This is a genomic window from Streptomyces sp. NBC_01451 (assembly GCF_036227485.1).
GTDB lineage: Bacteria > Actinomycetota > Actinomycetes > Streptomycetales > Streptomycetaceae > Streptomyces.
This window is the reverse complement of sequence record NZ_CP109479.1, coordinates 991,769-1,017,631: the sequence shown is the minus strand read 5'-3', so window position 1 is coordinate 1,017,631 and position 25,863 is coordinate 991,769. Positions and strand designations below refer to the sequence as shown.

The window sequence follows — 25,863 nt, the reverse complement described above, 5'->3', positions numbered from 1 at the left end:
GGCGGCCCCTGAAGGCCGGTTCGGGTCAGGGGGCGTCCAGCGTGACCAGGTGCAGGCCGTCGGTGGTGCGCAGTTCGTACTTGTCGATCTGGTCCGGGTGGAAGGTCGAGGCGCCCATCATCGTGCTCTCGCGGGCGTCGTGCTCGGGCACGTTCCAGTTGGTCAGCGTCTCCTCCGTGCCGTCGTCCGCGACGGCGACGAGATGGCACGCGCGGGGGCCGGCGCCGTCCTTGACCTTCAGTTCGATCTGGCTGCCCCAGACCGTGTTCTCACTGGTGACCTGTGCCCAGACGCCCGACCGCTCGTCGGTCGCGGTGACCTGCTGCGTCCGGTCCGTGTCGCCGCTCGCCATGATGGCGATGCCGGGCCCGGCCACGGCGAAGACCACCGAGGCGGCCACGGCGTACAGCCAGCGCCGACGGTCGGCCCGCTGCCGGTTCGCGACTTCGCCGAGCAGCCGGTCCAGAAGCCGGGGGCCGGGTTGGGCCATGGGGTGCACGGAGCGCGGCGTGGCTCGCCGGTACAGCAGCAACTGCCGTGTGGCGGGACCGAATTCGGTCACATGGACCGCGCACTCGGGGCACTCCATGAGGTGGTCCTCGAAGCGGAAAGCGTCCGCCTCGTCGAGCACGCCGAGCGCGTATGCGCCGACGTCGCGATGCCGTTCCAGGGACCTCATGCCGAATCCTCGTGCCGATGGTACGGGTGGGGTGGTGTTGCTACCACCGGTACGCACCGGACCGCGGAATCACTCAAGCCCCATACCGAATCGAGACCAAAGGTGTTCGGAGCGGAGGGGACCGCGGATTGGTCGGATTCTAAAAAAGATGGATCGCCAGATGCCCGAGAGGCAGTCCCAGCCGCCAGGCCGGGGTCCACACCTTCGGTCCGTCGTCCTCACCGGGCACGGGCCCGCCACCCGGTACGGCGTCCAGGTCCGGGGCGAGCAGCTCGGTCTCCTCCAGCCAGCGCCAGGCGGCGGCGGCCAGGTCCAAGTCCGGCGCCGGCGCCCTCGATTCGAGTGCGTCGGCCGCCAACCTTGAAATACGTGTCCGGACCCAGTCCTGCCAGGGCTGGTCGTACGCCGTCAGCGAAAGCCACTTCTCCAGTTGGGTGATGACGCGGATGCCCGAGAGTTCGCCGCTGGTGTCGGACAGGAAGATGGTGAGGGCCAGCGCGTCCCGGCCCGCGCGGAACTCGAAGGACGTGGGCGGCATCAGGTCGCCCGTCCGCAGCAGTTCGTCGGCGATGTACTCGGCGTACAACCAGGCCATGGGGACGGTGAGTTCGCCCCCGCCGGTGCCGTCCGTGCTCTCTTGACCTCTGTGCAGCATCCCTTCCTGCCTTCCTCCGGTGCGTGCGCGTCGCCCGAGCCCGGGCCTCCGGGATTTCGCCCGGTTCGGACACCGATGAAGACAGCTGATTGCCCAACCATGGTCCTCAGCAAGGCACTTTACCGAGGTTTGACCCGACCATTGGTTTCACCGCAGGTCGGCCGCATAACCCGGAAGGACCCGGCGCAGGGCGCGCAGCGCGTAGTACGCGCGAGATTTCACCGTACCGGGCGGGATACCCAGTGCCGCGGCGGCCTCCGCCACACTCGCCCCCTGGAAATACACCAGCACCAGGACTTCACGGTGCTCGGGAGTGAGTGTCTTCACAGCCTCCCGCACATCGAGTGTCGCCGCGGACCGTTCCGCGTGATCGGCGCACACCCGCGCGTTCTCCAGGACCGCGTCCCCGACCTCGGCGGGCCGCGCCTGACGGGCCCGGCGCGCGTCGATGGCGAGCCGCCGTCCGACGGTCAGCAGCCACGGCCGTACGGAGTCGAAGTCGTCGGCGCGCAGCGCCTCGGGGTGCTGCCAGGCGCGTACGAGGGTCTCCTGCGCCAGATCCTCGGCGCGCTGCCGGTCGCCGTCGCACAGGCGCAGCAGCAGGGCGAAGAGCGGTCGGCCGTGCTCGCGCTGAAGCGCGGCCAGCTCGTGCTCGGCGGTCGTCGTCCCGTGGGTGATGGTGGTTCCGGCCGTCATGGCCGTATGGCATCGCAGGGTCCCGATTCGGGACAGACCGTGGACCGGAGTGTGCGGCGGACGGTCGGACCCGTCGACGAACGGTGCGACGAACGGTCCGAACGGCGGGTTCCTCGTCTGAACGGCCGCTTCCCCGTTTGAGTCGGTGTGCGGATTCGTACAGATGAACATGTGGATACGACCGCAACGGGGTGAGTCGATGATCATGCGCAGCCGACCGGCGACCAGGGGACTGGCGGCGGCCCTGCTCGTCGCGGCCACCGCCGCCTGCCAGGGCGGACAGCCACCGGGCGCGACCGGACGCCCCGCGGCGCCCCCGCCCGCCCGCGGCTTCACGCTCGTCGCGTCCGGCGACGTCCTGCCGCACGACTCGGTCATCGCCCGCGCGAACGCCGACGCGGGCGGCACCGGCCACGACTTCCGCCCGATGCTGGCCGGCGTCGCCCCGGTCGTCTCCCGCGCCGACCTCGCGCTCTGCCACATGGAGACCGTGTACGGGGCCGACGGCGACTACAGCGGCTACCCGGCCTTCAAGTCCCCGCCCCAGATCGCCCAGGCCCTCGCGGACACCGGCTACGACGGCTGCTCCACCGCCTCCAACCACACCCTGGACGACGGCGCGGGCGGCATCCACCGCACCCTGGACGCCCTCGACCGGGCCGGCGTACGGCACGCGGGATCGGCGCGCACGGCGGACGAGGCGGGCGCGGTCACGCTGCTGCGCGCGGGCGGCGCCCAGGTCGCCCACCTCTCCTACACCTATGACACCAACGGCTACCCGATGCCCGCCGGGCAGCCCTGGGCGGTCGACCTCATCGACGAGAACCGGATCGTCGCCGACGCCCGGGCCGCCCGCCGGGCCGGCGCCGACGTCGTGGCCGTGTCCCTGCACTGGGGCACCGAATGGCAGGACGAGCCCGACGAGACCCAACTCGGCCTGGCCGACCGGCTCACCGCCTCCCGCGCCGACGACGGCCGTCCCGACGTCGATCTGATCCTCGGCACCCACGCCCACGTCCCGCAGGCCTACGAGAAGGTCAACGGCACCTGGGTGATCTACGGCATGGGCGACCAGATCGCGGGCACGATGACCAACCACGAGGGCCTGAGCGACCCGCGCGGCAACCAGGGCACCCTCGGCCGCTTCACCTTCGCCCCGCCGGCCCGTGAGGGCGACCGCTGGGAGGTGACCCGCGCCGAGTTCGTGCCCCAGGGGTACGACGTGGACGCGGGCCGGGTGGTGCTGCGTTCGCCCGGGGCGGGACCCGCGGACCCCCGGCGGAACAGCCTGCCGGTTGCCGTGCGCGACCGGATCCGGGATGTGGTCCTGAGCCGGGGCGCGGGCCAGGACGGCCTGACGATGGGCCGGTAGGAGCCGCTACGGCACGACCGTGACCGGCCAGCGGCCCGCCTTCACCAGCCGGACCGCGACCGAACCGATGATCCGGTGGCCCGCCTGCTCGGACGTGCCGACGACCACCGCGTCCGCCTTGAGGTCGTCGGCGGCCTTCACCAGGCCCGTGTACGGGTCCCCGCGGAGGGTGTGGAACTCCCAGCGGACATCGAATATCCCCTTGACCTGCTCGGCCGACTCCCGGATCTGCGCGATGAGGTCCTTCGCGATGCCGTCCGTCGCCTCCGCCACGGGCGCCCCGAACGCGGCGCCCGCCGTCAGCACCGGCTGTACGTACACCAGGGCGAGCAGCGCGTGCTGGCGCCGGGCCAGCCCTGCGGCGTAGGCGGCGGCACGGAGCGAGGAGTCGGAGCCGTCGACGCCGACCACGATGACCCTCGGACCGTCCGTGCCCCGCTCGAACCGATGCTCGTCCCGGGGTGAGTGCTGGTGTTCCGTCACACTCCGAGGCTATCGGGAGCAGGAGGTCCGCACGGCACGCGGGGCGGGCGTGACCAGCACCCGGGCGCCGGGAACCAGCCGCCGCCGGCCACTGGGAGGCATGGGCGCGTACTGGTCCCAACGGGTGCTTTCCTGCCGCCGCACCGGTGTCGATGCGGGGCGTCCGGACCGGACGGGGCGACTGATGAGTCATGACGAAGGATCAGTTGCTCACACGGCGCCGGGCGTTGATGATCGGCGGAGCCGCCGCCGTGGGAGCGGCCGGTACGGCCGCGCTGCTCACCGCCGGCCAGGACACGACCCCGGCCGCCCGGCCCGCCGCCCCCGCCGCGGGCCCTCCGGCGCACCGCGCGCTCAAGCCCTCCGCGTACCGCCTCGAACCCCTCACCGGCTACGGCCCGCCGCGCGCGGCTGCCCACGGTCGCACCCTGGTCCGCCGGGAGCCGCTGCTGCGCGTGTCCGGACGGGGCCGCACCATGGTGCTGACCTTCGACGACGGCCCGGACCCCCGCTACACCCCCGACATCCTGCGGACCCTGCGCGAGCACGACGTCCGCGCGATGTTCTTCGTGTGCGGGGAGATGGCGGTCGACAACAAGGACCTGCTCGCCGAGATGACCGAGGACGGACACGTCGTCGGCAACCACACCTGGTCCCACCCGCTGCTCACCCGCCTCACGCGCTCCGAGATCCGCTCCCAGATGGAACGCACCAGCGAGGTCGTCGAGGACGCCTGCGGCGAGCCGCCCGTCTGGTTCCGCGCTCCCTACGGCGCCTGGAACCGTGCCGCCTTCCAGCTCGGCGCCGACCTCGGCATGGAGCCCCTCGCCTGGACCGTCGACACCCTCGACTGGATGACCCCCGGTGTCCGCACCATCGCCGACCGGGTCGAGCGCGGCGCCGCCCCGGGTGTCGTGGTGCTCTCCCACGACGCGGGCGGCGACCGCTCGCAGAGTGTGCGGGCACTGCGCGAGTATCTGCCGGAACTGCTGGACTCCGGCTACCGCATCACCGTGCCGACCCGGCATTACACGTAACCGAATCGTCTGCCACGGGCTTTCGCCCGCCCGGTCGGGGAACGTTCAGCGAACCTCGATCAGGCGGGCGAACACCACCACGTTTCCGTTGTAGCCGTTCTGCTTGGAGAAACCGCCCCCGCAGGTGATGACCCGCAATTCGGGAGTGTTCCTGCTGCCGTAGACGCGGTCTCCGGGAAAGTTGTCCTTCGCGAAGACCTCGATGCCGTAGATCTCGAAAACGGCGGTCTTTCCGTCCTGGCGCCCGACCTCGACGCGATATCCCTTCTTGAGGGCCCCGAGTCCGTAGAACACGGCGGGGCCCTGTTTGTTGTCGACGTGGCCGACGATCACCGCGGTGCCCTTCTCGCCGGGCGACACGGCACCGGTGAACCAGCCGGCCAGGTTCGGGTCCTCCGGCGGCGGGGCGTCCACCCACCCGGCCGCGTCCAGGCCCACCGGCAGCACCGGCGCGTCCACCTGGATCGCCGGGATCCGCACCCGGTCGACCACGGAGTACGGCAGCGCGGCCGGGGCGCTGGAGAACGTGCCCCCCGGGAGGCGGCTGTCCGCCGCCGCCGCCGAAGCGGGCTGTGGCGGACCCACGTCGAACTCTCCGGAACCGTTCCGAATGAGAGCGAGGCCGGTCAGCAGAACAAGCGCTATCACGCCCCACGGAGCGCGCTTCTTCCGCCGCTCCTCTTCTTCCGCCAGCTCGGACGCAGACATTCGTCATCCCCTCTCGACCCGGCCGTCGCCGGGTCAATCGCGCATACGAGAACGCTAAGTGCCCGGCGTGAAAGCGGCGACGGGGCAGCGGCGAACGGGTGGTGGTCATTTCGTTTCTGAGCCATCCGAGTCGGCGCCGAAAGTATTTTTCTGACGGTCCGTGACCTGCGGCAATATCTGATTGTGCGGTCTTCCGTCGGCGTGTCCTCTCACCAGGACGGACCATTCCCGAAATGCGGCTGCGCGCAAGGCATCTGAGGGTTCGTCTGGGAGGCGTTTTCTCGCCGATCGACCGGGGACGGGTCCCGGGGCGCCTTCCGCGGAGGTTCACATGCGTACTACTCGTGCCCTGGTGGTGTCTGCCGCCACGGCTGCCGCGGTGGGGCTCGCCGCCCCGGCGGCCTCGGCCTGGGACCAGCCGTCCAGCGTCACCGCCGCCCCCAGCGTCATCGCGCCGGGCGGACAGCTGGTGCTCACGGCCAACGGCTCGGCCTGCACGGTGAGCGGCAGCACCGTCAGTTCCAACGCCTTCCCGACGACCAAGTTCAAGTCGATGGGCGGCAGCACGGCGACGGCGACGGTGACCGTCAACTCGAACGCCACGGCGGGTTCGTACAGCGTCACCACCAACTGTGAGAACCACACCAGGTCCTTCACCAGCGTGTTCACGGTGATCGGCGGTGTCAGGGGCGGTCTCGGCGGCAGCAGTTCCACCGGGGCCACCCCGACCGACATGGCGATCGGGGGCGGGCTGGTGGCCGCCGCGCTCGTCGGCGGCGGTGTGTTCTGGATGCGCCGCCGGTCCGAGAGCCGGATCTGACGCCCACCCCTTCGGAGCGCGGACCGCACGTGTACAGCCCTTCGCCCCGGAACCCGTCAGGGTCCGGGGCGAAGGGCTGTGCGGGTCCTGCCGGGTCAGGCGTTGTCGTCGCCCGGGCGACGACGCGAATAGTGGTACGCCACCGCCAGTGACCCCGCGATGAGCGCGGCTCCGAGGCCGATCTCCTTGAGGTCGAAGCCGGCGACGCTGCCGCCCTCGCCCGCGTGCACACCCCGCTGGACGGGGAGGGGGTAGTGCGTCGGGTCGCTGGGGTGTCCGCCGGCGATAGTGAGGTCGGTGTGACCGCTCTCGCCGCCGCACGTGAACGTCACCCGGTAGGCGGCCCCCGGCTTGGCGTCCCAGTCGACCTTCGCCGTCGCCGACGAGTGCCCCTTGGGAATGGTGACCGGATCGAAGACACCGGAGGACACCCGGGTGTCGTCGTTGCAGCTGTCCACGTGCAGGCTTACCTGTCCGCCCGCCGCGATGGTCGAGGGCACCACACTGAAGCCGAACGACGTGACGCTGTTCTCCGTGACGGCCGCTCCGGCGGCGGGCGCGGTGAAGGTGAGGGCGGTGACGCCCAGCAGAGCGGCCGAGGCGACGCGTATCGCGTGCATATGAGTCCTCCGGGTCCCCGAGGAGCAGCTGCGGACCTTTTCCGCTCGCGCCGTACCGGTCGCGCCAGAAATGCACCTCGATGACCGAAACGCTAGGAACACACGTGCGTACGCGCGATCGGTGTCGTGCGAATGGGGCACGGGTGTGGGCCGCTCAGGGGATCTCGTTGAGCGAGCCGGGGGACACGCGCGCGTGGCGCGGGTGTCCCCCGGCGGACGCGTCCGGTGAGGAACCGTCAGCCGGTTCCCGCCGGACCGTGCGCCGTCAGCGGCCCACGCCCGGAAAGAGCGTCAGGAACGGATCCGCCGTGGCCGTGATGCCACGGCTGTAGGGCGCGTCGAAGTCCCAGATCAGGAAGAGCAGGAAGGCGATCAGGGTCGAGAAGAGCCCGGCCAGGATCAGTTCGCGGGGCGTGCGGCGGATCTGGAGGGCGAAGATCATGCCGACCGTGATCATGGCCCCCGCGATCAGGCCGAACCACACGACGCCGGGCATGGTCGGCCCGGTCGAGTCGGCGCGGGCCGTGCGTGCCTGGTCCGCCGCGGTGACCTGGTCGAGGAGCGGCTGGTAGGCCTGCGCCTGGAAGTCCGTGGTCGGCTCGTAGTCGGTGACGTCGACGCGGATGCGTTGCAGCAGCTGGTCGCCGCGCTTGGTGACCCGGCCGTTGTCCGCCATCTCGTGCCATTCGGTGTTGACGACGTGTCCGACATAGGCGTTGACGTCGTCCCGAATCCGGTCACGGACGTCCGGCGGATAGACCCGGACCCGCTCCGAGATCTCGTGCAGCGCGTGGGCCTCGGTCCCGACATGGTCCTGGGCGACACCGCGCGCCTCCCAGACGCCCGCGATGGCCAGACCCAGCACGATGGCGTACACCACGCCGATCCACATCGTCATGTACTCGATCACGTCCGGGGTGTCGGACGGATCCTCGTCCTCCGGGGCCCTTCGGTCCCGTACGAAGGTGATGAGGATGACGACCGCGCACGCGGCCGCGATCGCGACGGCGAGAACAAGCCATTCCGACAAGGGGATGCCTCCAAGGGGTCAGCGCGGACGCAGTGCGGCGACGGCGATCACGGCGGGCAGGGTGACGAGCAGGGTGAACGAGACCAGCGAAGGGCCGCTGCGGACGGTCCGTTTGCGGGCGGACACGTGGTACGGCGGATAACTCACCGGAGCCGGAAGAGGTGACGCGGTCGGGCTCGGGCTCGGCTTCGTGGCGCGCGTCGGTGTGTGCACGGGTGCGGGTGCGGGCGCAGGAGGCGGCGGCGGACTCGGGGTCGGGGCGGGCGGAGCGGCCGGTGGCTTCGGCTCCGGTGCCGGGGTCGGCTTCTGCGGGGGAGTGGGCTCAGGGGTCGGGGTGGGCCTCGGCTTCGGTGGCGGCTCCGGTGTGGGTGTGGGTGTGGGTGTCGGGGTCGGCGTGGGAGTCGGAGCAGGTGTGGGCGTCGGGGTGGGGCAGGGGGGCGGTGGTGTCGGGCTCGGGCACCAGGAGCCGGTGCCGACGACGACCGCCGTGCCGTTTCCGGCGACGGCGGTTCCATCGTTGCCCGTGCCGACCGACCAGCCGTCTCCGGTGGCGACCGGGAGACCGGTGCCGACCGTGACCGTGGCGCCGGGCCCGGTGACCGTCACCGAGGTGCCGTTGCCCGAGCCGGTGGAGACGGAGACGCAGGTCGTCGCGTCGGCCGTGCCGACCGGTGCGCCGACGAGCAGCCAGGTCAGGGCCAGCAGCGCCAACAACCTTGTGGCGAGGGCGAATCGGGTCCGTGTGGGTCCATGCACGACGAAGATCATGTGTGGTGGCCGCTCCCGCGCGCGCGGGAGCGCGAGGAGATTGCCCCGAACGAGTGACATATGTCGTGCAGCGGTTTGGATCACCTGTTCCAGGAGTGGCTGGTGATCGTCTTCGTGTGCGAGATGGGATGCGTGGGACGGGTGTGGCCACAGGGTTCGGAAAGAATTTTGTGCGGTGGTTGAACACAGTGACCATCCCCGCCCGTACCTAGGACCGTGCGGCGGCCCAGCAGGGCGTCGCAACACCCTAATGATTACGGGGAGTACGTAATGAAGACCTCCTGGCGGAGCGCCTCACTCGTAGCGTCAGCTGCGGCCGTGCTGGCGCTGACGACGGCGTGCGGTCAGGACAAGGCGGCCGACGCGAGCAGCCAGAACGTCGGCGCGGCGGCACCGGCCGCCGGTGGATACGGATCCGTGGCCGGCACGGGCACGGCGGGCACTGGTACGGGTACGGACACGGGTACCGACACCGGTACGGAGGCCAACGGAGAGCAGGCCGCCGCGGGCAACTCGGCCGCCGCGGGCCAGTTGAACGTGGTCACCAATGCTTCGATCGGCAAGGTGCTGGCCAGCAACAGCGGTCGTACGCTCTACCGGTTCGACCAGGACACGGCCGAACCGCCGAAGTCCAACTGTGACGGCGACTGCGCCACCGCCTGGCCGCCGGTTCCGGCGGACGATGTCACGGCCGGTGCCGGTATCGATGCCGCGCTGCTCGGCGAGGTGACCCGTTCCGACGGCACCAAGCAGCTCACCGTCGGCGGCTGGGCCGCCTACTACTACGCCAAGGACACCTCGCCCGGCGACATCAAGGGCCAGGGTGTGGGCGGTAAGTGGTACGGCCTCGCGCCCGACGGCAAGAAGGCCACGCTGGCCTCGCTGCCCGGTCTGTCCACCCGCAACGACCCGAAGCTCGGGACGATCGTCGTCGACAAGAACGGCATGACGGTCTACCGCTTCCTGAAGGACGAGGCCTGGCCGAAGCCGGTGTCCGCCTGCGTCGGTGCCTGCCTGGACAAGTGGCCGGTCGTCGAGCCGGTCGCCTTCAAGGACACGAAGGGCATCAAGGAGAAGGGCTACATGAACTTCACCCGGCCCGACGGTGCCGAGCAGCAGACGCTCAACTGCTCGCCCATCTACACCTTCATCAACGACAAGAAGGCCGGCGACACCAACGGCCAGGGCGTCGGCGGCACCTGGTACGCCGTGGCACCCGACGGCAAGCTGGTCGGCGCGCCGAACCAGTAACAGCCGAACGGGCGACAGGGGAAAGCGACTTCTCCGGGCCTGCTCGCTCCGTCCCGCACAGTCCGTGCGGGACGGAGCGAGCAGGCCGCTTCGGCATGTCCGGAACTCGTCGGTGGGCAGGGCGATTTGCCGGTGAATCGTCCCTGACCCGCCGTATTCCGACCAGGAGTCCGTGGCGGTACTTCGTAACCCTTGAGAACTCTTTGGAATGCTCCGGATACTTTTCGGATGAAGTTCGCGATACGTCAATTCGGCACGTGCCGCAGGCAGTGACCGGGAACGGATGGTCAATTTCCGTTTAGGCTCGCCCCTTTGGCAGGCGATCAGTAACCTCAGCTCGAACACTGGAGCGCCACGCCTGCCAACTCCTGGGAGAGAGATAGATGGAGCGTCCTGCCTGGGCCCCCCGGGGCATCGACATCTCGGTGCCGAGCGTTTCCCGGATCTATGACTTCTACCTGGGCGGTTCGCACAACTTCGAGGTCGACCGGGAAGCGGCCCGCAGGGCCCTGGAGTTCATGCCGGGACTTCCGAAGATCATGCAGGCGAACCGCGCGTTCATGCGCCGGGCCGTCCGCTTCGCCGCCGACGAGGGCATCACCCAGTTCCTCGACATCGGCTCCGGCATCCCCACCTTCGGCAGCGTCCACGAAGTGGCCCGGGCGGTCCGCCCCGAGGCGCGGGTGATGTACGTCGACCACGACCCGGTTGCCGTCGCACACAGCCAGGCGGTCCTGGCCGGCGACGAGCACGCGGACGTCCTCGCCGCCGATCTGCGCAAGCCCCGGGAGATCCTGGACAGCCCCCAGGTGCGGGCCCTGATCGATCAGAACCGGCCAGTGGCCCTGCTTCTCGTTGCCATACTGCATTTCGTGGAAGACATGGACGACCCGTACACGGCGGTCGCCGAGCTGCGCGACGCGCTCGCTCCCGGCAGCCTGCTCGTCCTGACGCATGCCTCGTACGAGGGAATCCCGCTGCCGTCGGAGCGGGCCGAGGGTGCGGTCGACGTATACAAGGGCATTCGCAATCCGCTGGTCATGCGCTCGCGCGAGGCGATCGCGCGGTTCTTCGAGGGGTACGACATGGTGGAACCGGGACTGGTGCCCATGCCGCAGTGGCGGCCGGAGACTGCACCGGAGGACGAGGACGCGTACTCCTTCTCCGGATTCGCCGGCGTGGGGCGCAAGGCGTGACGGCCGAGCCGGACGGCCCTCAGGACAGACTCCGCAGGTTCGCGACCATCTGGAGCCGGGCGGTCTACCAGGTGACCTCCACGTCACTCACCCGGGTGGAGTTCGAGGAGCAACTCCTGCCGCTCGCCGAGCGGTTGAGCCAGGCTCTGCTGGCCAGGACCTTCGACGCCGAGGAAGGCAGGGCCGTCGGCGCCGCGCTGGTCACCGCGCACTGCACCGACCCCGAGGCGCTCAGCCGCTCGCTCGACTGCGTGGACGCCTATCTGGTGCTGTACTGCGGCGCGGACGGCCCGCAGGAGGACCTGCGCGCCCGTTCGTCGCGACTCCAGCACGCCATGGCCGCCGGATACGCCACCGCGCTGCGGGACCGGACACTGGCCGAGCAGGAGGCGATCGCGTGGGCCGCGCAGAGCGCGCGCAGCGCGGTCGCCGAGGCGCTGCACGACAGCGAGGCCCGCTTCCGGGCGGTCTTCGAGGGCGCGGCCATAGGGATCGGCATCGCCGACCTCGACGGGAACATCCTCCAGATCAACGGCGCGCTGCAACGCATGTTCGGCGGTTCGGAGCAGACCGTACGAGGCCGCAGGGTCACGGACTGGACCCACCCGGACGACGCCCCGCAGGTCTGGCGGCTGTACGACGAACTCGTCCGCGGGGACCGGGAGCACTACCACGTCGAGAAGGCGTTCTACCGCCCCGACGGAACGGTCCTGTGGACCAACCTCACGGTCTCCCTGCTGCGCGACGCCGACGGCCGGCCGCAGTACCAGCTGGCGCTGATGGAGGACACCACCGAGCGCAGGCTCCTCAACCTGCGGCTACGGTACGAGGCCACGCACGACGCGCTCACCGGGCTGCCCAACCGCACCCTGTTCTTCGAACGACTGGAGAAGGCGGTGTCGGCGGGCGAGGGCCAGCGCTTCGGCCTGTGCTATCTCGACCTCGACGGCTTCAAGACCATCAACGACAGCCTCGGCCACGCGGCCGGCGACCGGCTGCTCGTCGAGGTCGCCGACCGGCTGCAGTCCTGCGCGACCGCGCCGGGCGAGATGGTGGCCCGGCTGGGCGGCGACGAGTTCGTGGCGCTGACCACCGGCCCCGACACCGAACGCGAGGTCGACGAACTCGCCGCCCGCATCATGAACGCCATGATCGCGCCGGTCAGTGTCGACGGCCGTGAGCTGACCGTGCGCGGGAGCATCGGCATCGTCGAGGGCCCGGCGGGGGAGCGCGGCCCCGCGGAAGTGCTGCGCAGCGCCGACATCACCATGTACCGGGCGAAGTCGGCGGGCGGCAATCGCTTCGAACTGGCCGATCCCGAGGCCGACTTGAGGGCGATCACCCGCCATGGGCTGACCACCGCGCTGCCGGCCGCCCTGGACCGGAACGAGTTCTTCATCGAGTACCAGCCGCTGGTCCACCTCGGTGACGGCAGCGTCCGCGGCGCCGAGGCCCTGGTGCGCTGGCTGCATCCGCAGCACGGTGTCCTCGGCCCCGACCGCTTCATCCCGCTCGCCGAACACACCGGCCTGATCGTCCCGCTGGGCCGCTGGGTCCTGGAACAGTCGGTGCGCCAGGCCCGGGACTGGCAGGAACAGTACGGGGGACACCCGGCCGGGGGCCCGCTGCGCATCAACGTCAACCTGTCCCCGTGCCAGCTCACCCACCCCGGCCTGGTGCAGGACACCGTCGACATCCTGGAACGCGCGGGCCTGGAACCCGAGGCCCTGTGCCTGGAGGTGACGGAGTCGGCGTTGATCGGCGCCGACGACGACCTCCTCAAACCGCTGCGCCGCCTCGCCGAGATGGGCGTCGACATCGCCCTGGACGACTTCGGCACCGGCTACTCGAACCTCGCCAACCTGCGCCGCCTCCCGGTGAGCATCCTCAAGCTCGACCGCTCCTTCACCCAGGGGATGCAGCAGTTCCCGGCGGACCCCGTCGACCTCAAGATCGTCGAGGGGATCGTCTCCCTCGCCCACAGCCTGAACCTCACGGTCACGGTCGAGGGCGTGGAGACGGGCGCCCAGGCCGAGCAGCTCCGCATACTCGGCTGCGACACGGCCCAGGGCTGGTACTACGCCCGCCCCGGCCCTCCGGACCGCCTGCACGACCTGGTTCTGGCGGACGCGACGGGGTGAGACCTGGCTCGTGCTCCGGCGGAGGCGCCCTGAAGGGGCGCGGGGAACCGCGCGACCAGCCGCACACCACCCGCGCTGTGTCCCCGACCCCGCCCTCACGGCTCACCGCTCAAGCAGCATCCGCTGCAACTCGCGAGCCGCCCGGGGCGGAGCCACATCGCTGCGGTGGGCCAGCGCGATCGCCCGGAACAGCCCCGGCCGGGCCAGGGGCGTCACCCGCAGGTCGTGGCCCGACCGGCTCGCCACCATGCGCGGTACGACGGCCACGCCCAGCCCTGCCCGCACGAAGCCCAGCACCGCGTCCATCTCCCCGCCCTCCACCGCGAACTCCGGCTCGAACCCGGCGGAGCGGCACGCGGCCACGGTCAGCTCGCGCAGGTCGTAGCCGTGCCGGAACATCACCAGGCGCTCGCCCTCCAGGTCGGCGACGCGGACGGTCCGCCGGCCCCGGCCGGGTGCGGGTGCCTCCGGGGACGACACCACCACCAGGTCCTCGCGCAGGACCTCCACCGTGGTCAGCGCCGGGGACGGGGTCGGCAGCGGGAGGACGACCAGGGCCAGGTCCAGGGCGCCGCGCGCCAGCTCGCGTACGAGGTCGTGCGAGCCGCCCTCCTCGATCAGCAGCCGGATGCCGGGATAGCGGTCGTGGAAGGCGCGCAGCACGTCCGGCAGCAGGCCCGTGCACAGGCTCGGCGTCGCGCCCAGCCGGATCCGCCCCGACCGCAGCTGGACCAGTTCCTGCACCTCGTGCCGGGCGGTGTCCGCGTCGGCCAGGATGCGCCGGGCCAGCGGGAGGAGCGCCTCGCCGGCGTCCGTGAGGGTGATGTTGCCGCGTGCCCGCAGGAACAGTTCGGCCCCCAACTCCCTTTCCAGCGACTTGATCTGCTGGGAGAGCGACGGCTGTGCGACATGGACGAGATCGGCGGCGCGGGTGAAGTGCCGGGTCTCGGCGACCGCCACGAAGTACTGGAGCTGCTGGAACTGCATGCGTCCAGGATAGGTCGTGCATAGGCACTGACTATGGAAACGAGCCGGACCATGTCTTGGACCGATCGGGTTTCCCCGCCTTAGCGTCTTGTCCCATGGCTCTGGCAACACGGACGGACCGACGGCCGTCCATGGCACGCACGGTGTGGGACAGCTCCGTCGGCAAGAAGACCGTGATGGCCGTGAGCGGCCTGATCATGCTGCTGTATCTCGTCGTCCACATGATCGGCAACCTGAAGATCTTCTTCGGGCCCGGCGAGTTCAACCACTACGCCCACTGGCTGCGCACGGTCGGCGAGCCCTTCATGCACTACGAGTGGACGCTCTGGCTCATCCGGATCGTCCTCGTGGTCGCCGTCTTCGGCCACGCCACCTCCGCCTACCAGCTCAGCCGCCGCGACATCCGGGCCCGGCCGGGCAAGTACGTGCACAGGAAGGCGCGGACGAGCTACGCGACACGCACCATGCGCTGGGGCGGGATCATCCTCGGCCTCTTCATCGTCTGGCACGTCCTCGACCTGACCACCGGCACGGTCCACTCGGGCGGCTTCCAGCCGGGCCACCCCTACCAGAACGTCGTCGACACCTTCTCCACCTGGTACGGCAACGTCGTCTACATCGTCGCGATGCTCGCCCTCGGCCTGCACGTCCGGCACGGCTTCTGGAGCGCCGCCCAGACCCTCGGCGTCGGCAGCCGCACCCGCGACCGCGCCCTCAAGACCGTCGCGAACGTCCTCGCGCTGCTGCTCACGGCCGGTTTCCTCGCCGTCCCCGTGGGCGTCATGACCGGAGTGGTGAGCTGAAATGACCGCTGAATACACCGAGTTCACGACCGGCGAGCCCCTCGTCGACCACAAGGCGCCCGCCGGCCCCGTCAACGAGCGCTGGGACAGGCGCCGTTTCGAGGCCAGGCTGGTCAACCCCGCCAACCGGCGGGGGCACACCGTCATCGTCGTCGGCACCGGGCTGGCCGGGGGCGCCGCCGGGGCCACGCTCGCCGAACAGGGCTACCACGTCGTCCAGTTCTGCTACCAGGACTCCCCGCGCCGGGCCCACTCGATCGCCGCCCAGGGCGGCATCAACGCGGCGAAGAACTACCGCAACGACGGCGACTCCGTGCACCGGCTGTTCTACGACACCGTCAAGGGCGGCGACTTCAGGGCGCGCGAGTCCAACGTGCACCGGCTCGCCCAGATCTCCGTCGAGATCATCGACCAGTGCGTCGCCCAGGGCGTCCCCTTCGCCCGCGAGTACGGCGGACTGCTCGACACCCGCTCCTTCGGCGGCGTCCAGGTCTCCCGGACCTTCTACGCCCGCGGCCAGACCGGACAGCAACTGCTGCTCGGCGCCTACCAGGCACTCAGCCGGCAGATCGCCGCCGGGAACGTCGAGATGCACGCCCGTACCGAGATGCTCGACCTGATCGTCGTCGACGGGCGGGCCCGGGGGATCGTCGCCCGCGACCTGATCACCGGGGAGATCTCCAGCCACTTCGCGGACGCCGTCGTCCTCGCCACCGGCGGCTACGGCAATGTCTTCTATCTTTCCACCAACGCCATGAACTCCAACGCCACCGCCGTCTGGCGGGCACACCGGCGCGGTGCCCTCTTCGCCAACCCCTGCTTCACGCAGATCCATCCGACCTGCATCCCGCGCACCGGCGACCACCAGTCCAAACTCACCCTGATGAGCGAGTCGCTGCGCAACGACGGCCGGATCTGGGTGCCGAAGGCCAAGGGAGACGCACGGCCCGCGAACGAGATCCCCGAGGACGAGCGCGACTACTACCTGGAGCGCGTCTACCCGTCCTTCGGCAACCTGGTGCCCCGCGACATCGCCTCCCGCGCCGCCAAGAACGTCTGCGACGAAGGGAGGGGTGTCGGACCCGGCGGCCAGGGCGTCTACCTCGACTTCGCCGACGCCGTCCGGCGGATGGGACGGGGGGCCGTCGAGGAGAAGTACGGCAACCTCTTCGACATGTACGCGCGGATCACCGCCGAGGACCCGTACACGGTCCCCATGCGGATCTATCCCGCCGTGCACTACACGATGGGCGGACTCTGGGTCGACTACGACCTCCAGACCACCGTCCCCGGCCTGTTCGCGATCGGCGAGGCCAACTTCTCCGACCACGGCGCCAACCGGCTCGGCGCCTCCGCCCTCATGCAGGGCCTCGCCGACGGCTACTTCGTCCTCCCGGCCACCATCAACGACTACCTGGCCCGCCACCCCGGCCACGATCCCGTGGACGCTCAACACCCCGTCGTTCAGGAGGTGCTGGCGGAGACCGAGGACCGGCTGAACCTCCTCCTCTCCGTCGACGGCGACCGCACCCCCGACTCCTTCCACCGTGAACTCGGCGAACTGATGTGGGAGTTCTGCGGCATGGCCCGCAGCGACAGCGGGCTGCGCAAGGCCCTGGGCCGCATCCCGCAGATCCGCGCGGAGTTCTGGCGGCGGATCAAGGTCCCGGGCACCGGCGAGGAGTTCAACCAGTCGCTGGAGAAGGCGAACCGCATCGTCGACTACCTCGAACTCGCCGAGCTGATGTGTCTCGACGCGCTGCACCGCGCCGAGTCCTGCGGCGGCCACTTCCGCGAGGAGTCCCAGACCCCCGACGGCGAGGCGGAGCGCAGGGACGACGAGTTCTCGTACGCCGCCGCCTGGGAGTTCACCGGAACGGGCGCGGCTCCCGTCCTCCACAAGGAGGACCTCGTCTTCGAGTACGTCCACCCCACCCAGCGGAGCTACGCATGAAGCTCACCCTGCGCGTCTGGCGGCAGCGCAACGCCGACACCGAGGGCGCCATGTCCACGTACGAGGTGGACGGCATCTCGGCCGACATGTCCTTCCTGGAGATGCTCGACACCCTCAACGAGGAGCTCATCCTCAAGGGCGACGACCCGGTCGCCTTCGACCACGACTGCCGCGAGGGCATCTGCGGCGCGTGCTCGCTCGTCATCAACGGCGACGCGCACGGACCCGAGCGCACCACCACCTGCCAGCTCCACATGCGGTCCTTCGCCGACGGCGACACGATCGACGTCGAGCCGTGGCGTGCCGCCGCCTTCCCGGTGGTGAAGGATCTCGTCGTCGACCGGTCCGCCTTCGACCGGATCATCCAGGCCGGCGGCTACGTCACCGCCCCCACCGGCGCCGCCCCCGAGGCGCACGCCACCCCCGTACCGAAACCGGACGCCGACTTCGCCTTCGAGCACGCCGAGTGCATCGGCTGCGGGGCCTGCGTGGCCGCCTGCCCGAACGGGGCGGCGATGCTCTTCACCTCCGCCAAGGTCAACCACCTGAACGTGCTGCCGCAGGGCGCGCCCGAGCGGGAGACCCGCGTCCTCGACATGGTCGCGCAGATGGACGAGGAGGGCTTCGGCGGCTGCACCCTCGCCGGGGAGTGCGCCACCGCCTGCCCGAAGGGCATCCCCCTCGTCTCCATCACGGGGATGAACAAGGAGTGGCTGCGAGCTGCTCGGGGAGTGGCGAAGCGATAGGACCGATGCCGGGTGCGCGACCGTTGTGGCTGGTCGCGCCCACCCGGCGGAGCCGTGAATGTCACAGCCCCGCGCCCCTTCGGGGCGCCTCAGTGACCGTTCGCCGGCAAGGTGCGGACGGGCGGGACCGGGAGTGGTGCTCATTGCCGGTCCCGCCAGGCACCCCTGGCATTCAACAAGCCCACACCCCACCTCTCTGCGAGAGTCACACGCCGGACAGCCGCGGTCGGAAGAACTGATGCGGCCGGACGTAACGGGACCGGCCAGCTCACCCCTAGCCGTCCCCGGCCCGTGACCAGGAGAGAGCCATGACCGGCGTTTCCACCATCGAACGTCCCCCGCTCCCCGCCGCACCCACCCGCTACACCGTCACGCTCGCCCGCGACGAGGACGACGTACGAGCCGCGCAGCGCCTGCGGCACGACGTCTTCGCCGGAGAGCTCGGCGCCCTGCTGTCCTCCCCGCAGCCCGGCCTCGACATCGACCCCTTCGACTCGTACTGCGACCACCTGCTGGTCCGCGACACGCTCACCGGCCAGGTCGTCGGCACCTACCGGCTGCTGCCCCCCGAGCGGGCCGCGATCGCCGGACGCCTCTACTCCGAGGGCGAGTTCGACATCTCGCCGCTCGACACGATCCGCCCCGGCCTCGTCGAGGTCGGCCGCTCCTGCGTCCACCCCGACCACCGGGACGGCGCCGTCATCGGCCTCATCTGGGCCGGGATCGCCCGCTACATGGTCGACCGCGGCCACGACTGGCTCGCCGGCTGCTGCTCCATCCCGCTCTCCGACGGAGGCACCCTCGCCGCCGGTACCTGGGACCGCGTCCGGGACAGGCACCTGGCGCCGGAGGAGTTCCGGGTACGCCCGCTGCTGCCCTGGTCCGCCGAGGGCGTGGCCCGGCCCGCCGGCCGCACCGAACTGCCCCCGCTGCTGCGCGGCTACGTCCGCCTCGGCGCCTGGGTCTGCGGGGAGCCCGCCCACGACCCGGACTTCGGGGTCGCCGACCTGTACGTGCTGCTGTCGATGCGCCGGATCAACCAGCGCTATCTGCGGCACTTCCTCTCCCTCGTCCCCGCCTGATGAGCGTCTGGCTGCCCAGCGCGCCCTGCACCCCGAGGACGTGCGTGGAGACGACGGGTTCCACGACGGCCGCACCCCTGGCCGTGCTGCGACTGGTGACCGTCCTGGTCGTCCTGCTCGCGGGGATCATGCTGTGCCCGCTCCGCAGGAGGATCCCCGCCGGGTGGGTACGGCGCTGGGCCCGCACCATCGTGCGGGCCGCGGGGGTCGGGCTCCGGGTGAGCGGCCCCACCGCGCCCACCGGGGGTGTGCTGCTGGTCGCCAACCACATCTCGTGGCTGGACATCCCGCTGCTGGCCGCCGTACGGCCGGCGAGGATGCTGGCCAAGGCCGAGATCCGGGGATGGCCGGTGGCGGGCGCGCTGACCGCGAGCAGCGGAGCGCTGTTCATCGAGCGCGACCGGCTGCGGGCACTGCCGCAGACCGTCGCCAGGATCGCCGACGCGCTGCGCGAGGGTACGGCGGTCGTCGCCTTCCCCGAGGGCAGCACCTGGTGCGGCAAGGCCCAGGGCCGCTTCCGCCGGGCGGTGTTCCAGGCCGCGCTGGACGCCGGCGTCCCCGTCCAGCCGGTGCACCTGCACTACCGGATCGCCGGGGGCGCGGCCAGCACGGCGCCCGCCTTCGTCGGCGAGGACTCCCTGCTCAGGTCGGTGTGGCGCGTGGTGTCGGCCCGTGGGCTGGTGGCCGAGGTCGAGGTACGGGACGCCATAGCGCCGGGAAGCCACCCGGACCGGAGAGCACTGGCCCGGGCGGCCCAGCCGCCGCAGCCGGGGCCGCACCAGCCGTGGCGAAGTGCTCCGCCGACGCCGCGGTGGCCCGCGCCGCGCTCCTCGGCGCCGAGACGGCAGAGTCGTGGAGCCGGCCTTCCGGCCGATTTTCACATCGGCCGGATTTGATGCTGTGTGGACGTGACTCAGCCGGGATTCTGTGGATCCGGTGCCGAGCAGCGTCGCGGAGAACCGCCTGCGCACGTCACGGCACGTTCTCGGGGGAGGACGTCGGGTGGGAACTTCCACGCAGCAACGGCGAGAACGCTATTTCCAAGCCATCTCGCTCCGCGCGGGCGCCGCACCGGCCGCGGCGGCCACACCGGTAACGGAGTCCGATGCGCCCAGAGCCGAACCGGTGGCGAAGAAGGCACAGCGCACTCCGCCCACCGAGGCGACCAGGCGACTGTGTGCCGCCGCGCACAGTCGTCCCGATCGGCTGGAGCCGGTCAGAGCGGCATCGCGGCACATCGCGACTCATGGGTGGGGTCTCGCCTCGGTGCGTGCGCTCCTGGCCGCCCGACGTCCCCGATGGGAGCCGGAGGACACGACCTGCCCTCCGCTGGGCGAGCCGCTCGCCAGGTGGGCGATCGGGCAGATTCTCCTGTCGCGACTACGCGTGGTGCCCTCCTACGGCTTCGATCTCGGCCCTGTCCTCGCGCACTGCCTCGCCGCACGCCGGCAGTGGCGGGTGCGCCGCGTGGTGCTCGCGGTCGTCCTGGGCTGGATCGCGTACCGCTTCCCGCTCGGTGTGGCTCTGTGGGCTTCCACGGCCGCGCTCGCGATGCTGGTCGCCCGCCCCCCTCGGCGCACGCTGTGGCGTACCGGACCAAGGCGACGCAGGTTCAGCCCGGCATGGGCCGGCGCCCTCGTCGTGGTCCTGCTTCCCGTGCTGGTGATGACGCTCCGTCCCATGAGCCGGGTGGCCGGGGAGGCCCTGGCGGCGGTTGAACTGTCCGCGCTGGCCTACCTGGGTGTGCGGGTCATGGACCGGCTCGTCGCGGTCGTCTACGCCCTGGTCTGCGACCGGGGTGGCCGCGATCCGTGGACGGGACCGAGGCTGCGCGGCCGGATCGCCGCGATCGGACGCGCGCAGTCCGGCGACGCCCTTCCCTACGAACTCCACGCGGGCTACTGGCGTTTCATCGGAGCCGGCAACGCCCTCTGGCACCGGTCCACGATCAGTATCAAGCTGCAGGGCGAGAAGGACGACGAGGACGAGGAGATCCGCAAGGACTTCGTTGCCTTCGACACCGACGAGCTGCTCTCGGCCGTGAGCGAGGACCTGGAGGATCTGCGGATCGCCGAGCCGCCCTTCCGCCCGCTCGAATGCGATGTCCGGTACGTCCGGGGCGGGCCGTCCCGGCACTGGGCCCGCCTGCCGAGGAATCACTCCGGTGCCGACGCCGACGAGCACGCCCTGTGGGGGCGGGCACCGGACGAGAGTGATTCCGGGACCGTCGTCCGCGAGTACCTGTCCGCGCAAGTCCGCACGTGGTCCGGTCAGTTGGTCATCACTGTGCTGGCGTCGGCGGTGATCGAGGGGCAGGAACTGCACTTCGTCGTGCGTCCCCATGTCCTGCCGCCGCTCTTCGACGATGTCGAGGAGGCCGTGGATCCCGAGGTACTGCGCAGAATCAGCACCTTCGCGCAGATCCCCGTTCAGGCCGTGGGCGATCTCGCCGTCCTGGTGCTCGGCTGGTGGCACTTCCTCAGGTGGTGGGCACGCGAGAGGGAGGGGACGGGGCCGGGCGAGCAGCTGGCGGAAGTCCCGAAGCGGCCGATGCCCACAAGCCTGAGAGAGCGCTACTCGCCCGTCTACACAGGAGACATGCACGTAGCCGAGGACGCCGTGAGGCATGTGACGATCGTTCAGTCGTCCATGTTCTCCACGGTCGAGGAATTCCTCGACCACAAGGGAGTCGACATCACGGAGTTCAAGAGCCAGGTGCAGAAGATCATGACGGTGATCCACGCCGGCGACAACAACATCATCCAGGCGGTGACGGCGGGCCGGGACGCACACGGCACGAGTCAGGGCCCGGACACTTCGCAGGACCGGCAGCCGAGCCGCCCCGCGGACCGGGACCAGAGCGGCAGGGCGACAGAGAAGGGGGACGAGAAATGAACCGATTTCGGCGCGAGGGCGGCTGGAGGAGCGGCGAAGGCCGGCGACAGGTCGAGTCGAACGTGAAGGCGGGCAACAACAACACCATCCAGTCGACAGTCGCGGGAGGAGACGTGAGCGGGGTCAGCCAAACGGTGTCACTCCCGGGGGACGACCGGGCGGTCGCGGAGGTCCGGGCGAGCCTCAGGGAGTTCCGGGACGCCCTGTCCCGGCTCGGCGCCGGCGAGGACCGGGATGCCGGGCTGCGCGCGGCCGCCCGCATCGAGGGCGCTCTCGACAACCCCGCGGACCGGCGCGACACCCTTGAGGGCGCGGCCGACACGATCGGTCTCATGGGCCGGTCCGTGGCGGCTCTGGCGGGTGCGGCGACCGCCGTGCAGCAGGCCGTGACGGCGCTGTTCTGAGACCGCCCCCGCCGGCGGGCCACGTGGAGCGGGGCGCCACCAGGCCGGTGATCCGGGCGAGCCGCCGGTACGAGTCCAGCAGCGCCGCCCGGTCGTAGGTGCTGGTGGTGACCAGCAGTTCCTGTGCCCCCGTCTCCTTCAGCACGGTCTCCAGCTCGTGGGCGACCTGCTCCTCGGTGCCGGCGATGTGCCCGCCGAGCCCGGACTCGTAGAAGCCGCGCTCCTTGGCGGTCATCGTCCGGGACCCGACCCGCTCGGCGGGCGGCAGCGGCGGGAACGTGCCGTGCGTGCGGGAGTACGCCATCGACCAGGCCTCGGGGATCAGAAGCCGCCGGGCCTCCTCCGCGGTGGCGGCCACCGCGACCGTCCCCGAGACGACGACGTACGGCTCGCCCGCCCAGGCCGAGGGCCGGAAAGCGGCACGGTAGGTGTCGATGCCGCGCAGCATCCGCTCGCGGGAGCGCAGGTCGCCGATCACCATGGGCAGGCCCGCCCGGGCGGCGATCTCGGCGCCCTCGCCCATGGCGAGCACGAAGGGAGGCACGGAGATCCCCCCGGAGGCACGGGTGGCGGGGCGGGCGCGCACCCCCGTCGGGGAGGTGCCGTCGAACCAGCCGAGCAGTTCGTCGAGCTGGGCCGCGAAGTCCCCGGCCACGTCCTTGTCGCGGCCCAGCGCCCGGCGTACCCCGTCGGTGAAGCCGACCGAACGGCCGAGGCCCATGTCGATCCGGCCCGGGAACAGGGACTCCAGGACACCGAACTGCTCGGCCACCACCAGGGGCTGGTGATTCGGCAGCATGACGCCGCCGGTGCCGACCCGGATCGTACGGGTCGCTGCTGCCACGGCCGCGGCCAGCACGGTGGGCGCGGAACCGGCGACCCCGGGCACTCCGTGGTGCTCGGAGACCCAGAACCGGTGGAAGCCGAGCCGTTCCGCCTCCCGGGCCAGCGCGACGGTGTCCCGCAGGGCCTCGGCATCCGGGTGGCCCTCCCGGGTACGGGACCGGTCGAGCACGGAGAACCGGATCGCGGACAGCCCCGGTCCCGGTCCGGGCCGCTGCCGCTCCGATCGGTCTGCTGGGTTCGGCATGACGGCTCCGGAGGTCCTCGGGTGTGTCCGTGTCAGCGATCTTCCGGCCGCACGTATTCCTCGCGGCCCTCCGGGCACCTGTGCGAGGGTGCAGTACATGTCGACTACACCGGACGGCCGCCCCATCCCTCCCGCGAACGCCGACGAACGCGCCATGCTGAGCGCCTGGCTCGACTTCCACCGCGCCACCCTCGCCCTCAAGTGCGAGGGACTCGACGACAGGCAGGTGAGGCTCGCCTCTGCGGCGCCCTCGGAGATGACGCTGCTCGGGCTCGTCCAGCACCTGGCCGAGGTCGAACGGAACTGGTTCCAGCGGGTGTTCGCGGGCCTCGACGTGCCCGTCGTCCACCCGGAGGGCAAGGGTGACGGTTTCACCCTGGTCCCCGGGCGCGGGCTCGACGAGGCGCTGGCCGTCTGGCGGGCGGAGATCGCGCGGAGCCGGGAGCTGGTCGCCGCCGCTGCCTCACTGGACGAGTCCGGACGCCTGTCCGAGGCGGAAGCGGCTCTGGCCGGTACCCAGGGGCTCTCGCTGCGCTGGATCATGGTGCACATGATCGAGGAGTACGCACGCCACAACGGCCACGCCGACCTCCTGCGCGAACTCGTCGACGGTGCCACGGGGGCCTGAGCTCCGGCAACGGTCCAAGTCAACCAATCAGTAAGGGGATCCAACGTGTCTGCGCCACGCCTGCGGGCCACTCCGCTGCCGGGTATAGGAGTTCAGTACGACCTCGTCACGCGTGAGCAACGGCATCTGTCGGTGATCGCCCACCGCGACGGCGGCCGTACCGTCAGCCTGTACCGGGACGACGATCCGGACTCGTGCGCCCAGTCGCTGCGGCTCACCGCGCCCGAGGCCGCCTCGCTGATCGACGCGCTGAGCCCCTCGCACCACAGCTCCAGTCTGCTGTCCACGACGCCGCTGGGGCTGGTGGCGGAGCGGATCGAGGTGGCCGCGGGCTCGCGCTGGAACGGGCGGGTGCTCGGGGAGACGCGGATGCGGACGGAGACCGGTGCGTCCGTGGTCGCCGTGCTGCGCCGGGCCGAGGCGATCCCCTCCCCGACGCCCGCCTTCCGGCTGGCCGGCGGGGACGTCATCATCGTGATCGGCACCCGCGAGGGCGTCGACGCCGCCGCGGCGATACTCGGACGGGAGTGACAGCGCCATGCACTCCCAGGTTCTGCTGATCGAGTTCGGCTCCATCATCCTCGCGCTCGGGCTGCTCGGCCGGATGGCCGCCCGGCTGAGCTTCTCCCCGATACCCCTCTACCTGCTCGCCGGTCTCGCCTTCGGCAAAGGCGGACTGCTGCCACTCGGCGCGAGCGAGGAGTTCATCGCCACCGGTGCCGAGATCGGCGTCATCCTGCTGCTGTTGATGCTCGGGCTCGAATACACGGCCAGCGATCTCGTCTCCAACCTCAAGTCCCACTACCCCTCGGGCCTGGTGGACTTCACCCTGAACGCGCTCCCGGGGGCCGCCGCCGCCCTGCTGCTCGGCTGGGGCCCGGTCGCCGCCGTCGTGCTCGCCGGGGTCACCTGGATCTCGTCGTCCGGTGTCATCGCCAAGGTGCTGGGCGACCTGGGCCGGGTCGGCAACCGCGAAACCCCCGTGATCCTCAGCATCCTGGTGCTGGAGGACCTGGCGATGGCGGTCTACCTGCCGATCGTCACCGCGCTGGTGGCCGGGGTCTCGCTCGCCGCCGGCAGCGTGACGCTGGCGATCGCGCTCGGGGCCGCCGGCCTGGTGCTGTTCGTGGCGGTCCGCTTCGGCCGGGTCATCTCCCGGTTCGTCTCCAGCGACGACCCCGAGAAACTGCTGCTGGTCGTCCTCGGTCTGACCATCCTCGTCGCGGGCATCGCCCAGGAGCTCCAGGTCTCCGCCGCCGTGGGGGCGTTCCTCGTCGGGATCGCGCTGTCGGGTGAGGTCGCGGAGGGTGCGCACACGCTGCTCAGCCCGCTCAGGGACCTGTTCGCGGCCATCTTCTTCGTCTTCTTCGGGCTGCACACCGACCCGGCCAGCATCCCGCCCGTGCTGCTGCCGGCCCTCGCCCTGGCCGTCGTCACGGCGGGCACGAAGATCGCCACCGGCCACTGGGCGGCCCGCCGCGCCGGAATCTCGGTCAAGGGCCGCTGGCGGGCGGGCGGCGCGCTCGTCGCCCGCGGCGAGTTCTCCATCGTCATCGCGGGCCTCGCGGTCACCGCCGGCATCGAGCCCGACCTCGGCCCGCTGGCCACCGCCTACGTCCTGATCCTGGTCGTCGCCGGCCCGCTCACCGCCCGCTGGACCGAGCCCCTGGCCGCCCGGGTCGGCGCGTGGCGAGCCCGGCGCGCCCGCCCGCAGACCCCGGCCACGGCACCGACGGACGAGCCGGTACAGCCCACGGCCGTCGGCGACTGACGCATCCTGACGAGGCCACCCACCCTGCGAACACGGCAGGGGGCACC

Annotated in this window: 26 protein-coding genes; 16 read left to right on the top strand and 10 right to left on the bottom strand. The window is 71.0% G+C overall.

Features of this window, described 5'->3' with window-relative positions; all coding sequences use genetic code 11:
• Window positions 1–25: 25 nt before the first annotated feature.
• The 3 genes from OG595_RS04535 to OG595_RS04525 all read right to left on the bottom strand — a co-directional run bounded on the left by OG595_RS04535 (window position 26) and on the right by OG595_RS04525 (window position 2,030).
• Window positions 26–679, bottom strand: a complete 654-nt coding sequence (locus OG595_RS04535) for a zf-HC2 domain-containing protein (RefSeq protein WP_329268037.1) — start codon at window positions 677–679, stop codon at window positions 26–28.
• Between the two features lie 139 nt (window positions 680–818).
• Entirely contained in the window at window positions 819–1,334 is a 516-nt protein-coding gene (locus OG595_RS04530; protein ID WP_006377621.1) for a hypothetical protein, read from the bottom strand.
• A 147-nt stretch (window positions 1,335–1,481) separates the two neighbouring features.
• Entirely contained in the window at window positions 1,482–2,030 is a 549-nt protein-coding gene (locus OG595_RS04525) for a sigma-70 family RNA polymerase sigma factor (RefSeq protein ID WP_329268034.1), read from the bottom strand.
• Between the two features lie 205 nt (window positions 2,031–2,235).
• Between OG595_RS04525 and OG595_RS04520 the strand changes: the two genes are divergently transcribed.
• Window positions 2,236–3,402, top strand: coding sequence for a CapA family protein (locus OG595_RS04520; protein ID WP_443072959.1), 1,167 nt, complete (start codon window positions 2,236–2,238; stop codon window positions 3,400–3,402).
• A 6-nt stretch (window positions 3,403–3,408) separates the two neighbouring features.
• On the opposite strand, the gene OG595_RS04515 is transcribed toward OG595_RS04520, so the two are convergent.
• Window positions 3,409–3,885, bottom strand: a complete 477-nt coding sequence (locus tag OG595_RS04515; protein ID WP_329268030.1) for a universal stress protein — start codon at window positions 3,883–3,885, stop codon at window positions 3,409–3,411.
• Between the two features lie 191 nt (window positions 3,886–4,076).
• Here OG595_RS04515 and OG595_RS04510 point away from each other — a divergent pair, with 191 nt between their 5' ends.
• Window positions 4,077–4,922, top strand: coding sequence for a polysaccharide deacetylase family protein (locus OG595_RS04510; protein ID WP_329268028.1), 846 nt, complete (start codon window positions 4,077–4,079; stop codon window positions 4,920–4,922).
• 45 nt (window positions 4,923–4,967) lie between these two features.
• On the opposite strand, the gene OG595_RS04505 is transcribed toward OG595_RS04510, so the two are convergent.
• On the bottom strand, window positions 4,968–5,630 hold the full coding sequence (locus OG595_RS04505; protein WP_329268027.1) for a class F sortase: 663 nt from the start codon (window positions 5,628–5,630) through the stop codon (window positions 4,968–4,970).
• Between the two features lie 331 nt (window positions 5,631–5,961).
• Here OG595_RS04505 and OG595_RS04500 point away from each other — a divergent pair, with 331 nt between their 5' ends.
• Window positions 5,962–6,450 (top strand): hypothetical protein, encoded by a 489-nt coding sequence (locus tag OG595_RS04500; protein ID WP_329268024.1) that lies wholly within the window; start codon window positions 5,962–5,964, stop codon window positions 6,448–6,450.
• Window positions 6,451–6,545: 95 nt separating this feature from the next.
• On the opposite strand, the gene OG595_RS04495 is transcribed toward OG595_RS04500, so the two are convergent.
• The 3 genes from OG595_RS04495 to OG595_RS04485 all read right to left on the bottom strand — a co-directional run bounded on the left by OG595_RS04495 (window position 6,546) and on the right by OG595_RS04485 (window position 8,856).
• Window positions 6,546–7,070, bottom strand: coding sequence for a hypothetical protein (locus OG595_RS04495; protein ID WP_329268021.1), 525 nt, complete (start codon window positions 7,068–7,070; stop codon window positions 6,546–6,548).
• Window positions 7,071–7,335: 265 nt separating this feature from the next.
• Complete coding sequence (locus OG595_RS04490) at window positions 7,336–8,100, bottom strand: bestrophin-like domain (RefSeq protein ID WP_329268019.1); 765 nt, start codon at window positions 8,098–8,100, stop codon at window positions 7,336–7,338.
• Window positions 8,101–8,118: 18 nt separating this feature from the next.
• Complete coding sequence (locus OG595_RS04485; RefSeq protein ID WP_329268016.1) at window positions 8,119–8,856, bottom strand: hypothetical protein; 738 nt, start codon at window positions 8,854–8,856, stop codon at window positions 8,119–8,121.
• A 282-nt stretch (window positions 8,857–9,138) separates the two neighbouring features.
• On the opposite strand from OG595_RS04485, the gene OG595_RS04480 reads away from it, so the two are divergent.
• The 3 genes from OG595_RS04480 (at window position 9,139) to OG595_RS04470 (ending at window position 13,456) form a co-directional block, all read left to right on the top strand.
• On the top strand, window positions 9,139–10,119 hold the full coding sequence (locus OG595_RS04480; RefSeq protein WP_329268013.1) for an SCO0930 family lipoprotein: 981 nt from the start codon (window positions 9,139–9,141) through the stop codon (window positions 10,117–10,119).
• Window positions 10,120–10,502: 383 nt separating this feature from the next.
• Window positions 10,503–11,315 (top strand): SAM-dependent methyltransferase, encoded by an 813-nt coding sequence (locus tag OG595_RS04475; RefSeq protein WP_329268010.1) that lies wholly within the window; start codon window positions 10,503–10,505, stop codon window positions 11,313–11,315.
• A complete protein-coding gene (locus OG595_RS04470) occupies window positions 11,312–13,456 on the top strand; it encodes a putative bifunctional diguanylate cyclase/phosphodiesterase (RefSeq protein ID WP_329268009.1) in 2,145 nt (714 codons plus the stop codon). Before OG595_RS04475 ends, OG595_RS04470 begins: the two co-directional genes overlap by 4 nt.
• A gap of 102 nt (window positions 13,457–13,558) precedes the next feature.
• On the opposite strand, the gene OG595_RS04465 is transcribed toward OG595_RS04470, so the two are convergent.
• The gene (locus OG595_RS04465) at window positions 13,559–14,443 is read right to left on the bottom strand and encodes a LysR family transcriptional regulator (protein WP_329268007.1); all 885 of its coding nucleotides are present in this window, start codon (window positions 14,441–14,443) and stop codon (window positions 13,559–13,561) included.
• Between the two features lie 131 nt (window positions 14,444–14,574).
• Between OG595_RS04465 and OG595_RS04460 the strand changes: the two genes are divergently transcribed.
• The 7 genes from OG595_RS04460 to OG595_RS04430 all read left to right on the top strand — a co-directional run bounded on the left by OG595_RS04460 (window position 14,575) and on the right by OG595_RS04430 (window position 22,327).
• Complete coding sequence (locus tag OG595_RS04460; protein ID WP_329268004.1) at window positions 14,575–15,246, top strand: succinate dehydrogenase; 672 nt, start codon at window positions 14,575–14,577, stop codon at window positions 15,244–15,246.
• Between the two features lies 1 nt (window position 15,247).
• Complete coding sequence (locus OG595_RS04455) at window positions 15,248–17,200, top strand: fumarate reductase/succinate dehydrogenase flavoprotein subunit (RefSeq protein WP_329268002.1); 1,953 nt, start codon at window positions 15,248–15,250, stop codon at window positions 17,198–17,200.
• Window positions 17,197–17,946 carry a succinate dehydrogenase/fumarate reductase iron-sulfur subunit gene (locus tag OG595_RS04450; protein ID WP_329268000.1) on the top strand — a complete coding sequence of 250 codons (750 nt, stop codon included), beginning with the start codon at window positions 17,197–17,199 and terminating at the stop codon, window positions 17,944–17,946. The genes OG595_RS04455 and OG595_RS04450 overlap by 4 nt, the downstream gene beginning before the upstream one ends.
• Window positions 17,947–18,254: 308 nt before the next feature.
• Complete coding sequence (locus OG595_RS04445) at window positions 18,255–19,028, top strand: GNAT family N-acetyltransferase (protein ID WP_329267998.1); 774 nt, start codon at window positions 18,255–18,257, stop codon at window positions 19,026–19,028.
• Complete coding sequence (locus OG595_RS04440) at window positions 19,028–19,924, top strand: lysophospholipid acyltransferase family protein (protein ID WP_329267997.1); 897 nt, start codon at window positions 19,028–19,030, stop codon at window positions 19,922–19,924. Before OG595_RS04445 ends, OG595_RS04440 begins: the two co-directional genes overlap by 1 nt.
• 370 nt (window positions 19,925–20,294) lie before the next feature.
• Complete coding sequence (locus tag OG595_RS04435; protein WP_329267994.1) at window positions 20,295–21,923, top strand: hypothetical protein; 1,629 nt, start codon at window positions 20,295–20,297, stop codon at window positions 21,921–21,923.
• Window positions 21,920–22,327 (top strand): hypothetical protein, encoded by a 408-nt coding sequence (locus tag OG595_RS04430; RefSeq protein WP_329267991.1) that lies wholly within the window; start codon window positions 21,920–21,922, stop codon window positions 22,325–22,327. Before OG595_RS04435 ends, OG595_RS04430 begins: the two co-directional genes overlap by 4 nt.
• Here the strand turns inward: OG595_RS04430 and OG595_RS04425 are convergent.
• A complete protein-coding gene (locus OG595_RS04425) occupies window positions 22,254–23,417 on the bottom strand; it encodes an MsnO8 family LLM class oxidoreductase (protein ID WP_329267988.1) in 1,164 nt (387 codons plus the stop codon). The two genes, OG595_RS04430 and OG595_RS04425, sit on opposite strands and share 74 nt — an antisense overlap.
• Before the next feature lie 97 nt (window positions 23,418–23,514).
• Here OG595_RS04425 and OG595_RS04420 point away from each other — a divergent pair, with 97 nt between their 5' ends.
• Genes OG595_RS04420 through OG595_RS04410 form a run of 3 tightly spaced genes read left to right on the top strand, consistent with a single transcriptional unit; the run spans window position 23,515 to window position 25,816 of the window.
• Window positions 23,515–24,045 carry a DinB family protein gene (locus tag OG595_RS04420; protein ID WP_329267985.1) on the top strand — a complete coding sequence of 177 codons (531 nt, stop codon included), beginning with the start codon at window positions 23,515–23,517 and terminating at the stop codon, window positions 24,043–24,045.
• Between the two features lie 45 nt (window positions 24,046–24,090).
• A complete protein-coding gene (locus OG595_RS04415; protein WP_329267983.1) occupies window positions 24,091–24,576 on the top strand; it encodes a cation:proton antiporter regulatory subunit in 486 nt (161 codons plus the stop codon).
• Window positions 24,577–24,583: 7 nt separating this feature from the next.
• The gene (locus tag OG595_RS04410) at window positions 24,584–25,816 is read left to right on the top strand and encodes a cation:proton antiporter (RefSeq protein WP_329267980.1); all 1,233 of its coding nucleotides are present in this window, start codon (window positions 24,584–24,586) and stop codon (window positions 25,814–25,816) included.
• Window positions 25,817–25,863: the final 47 nt, after the last annotated feature.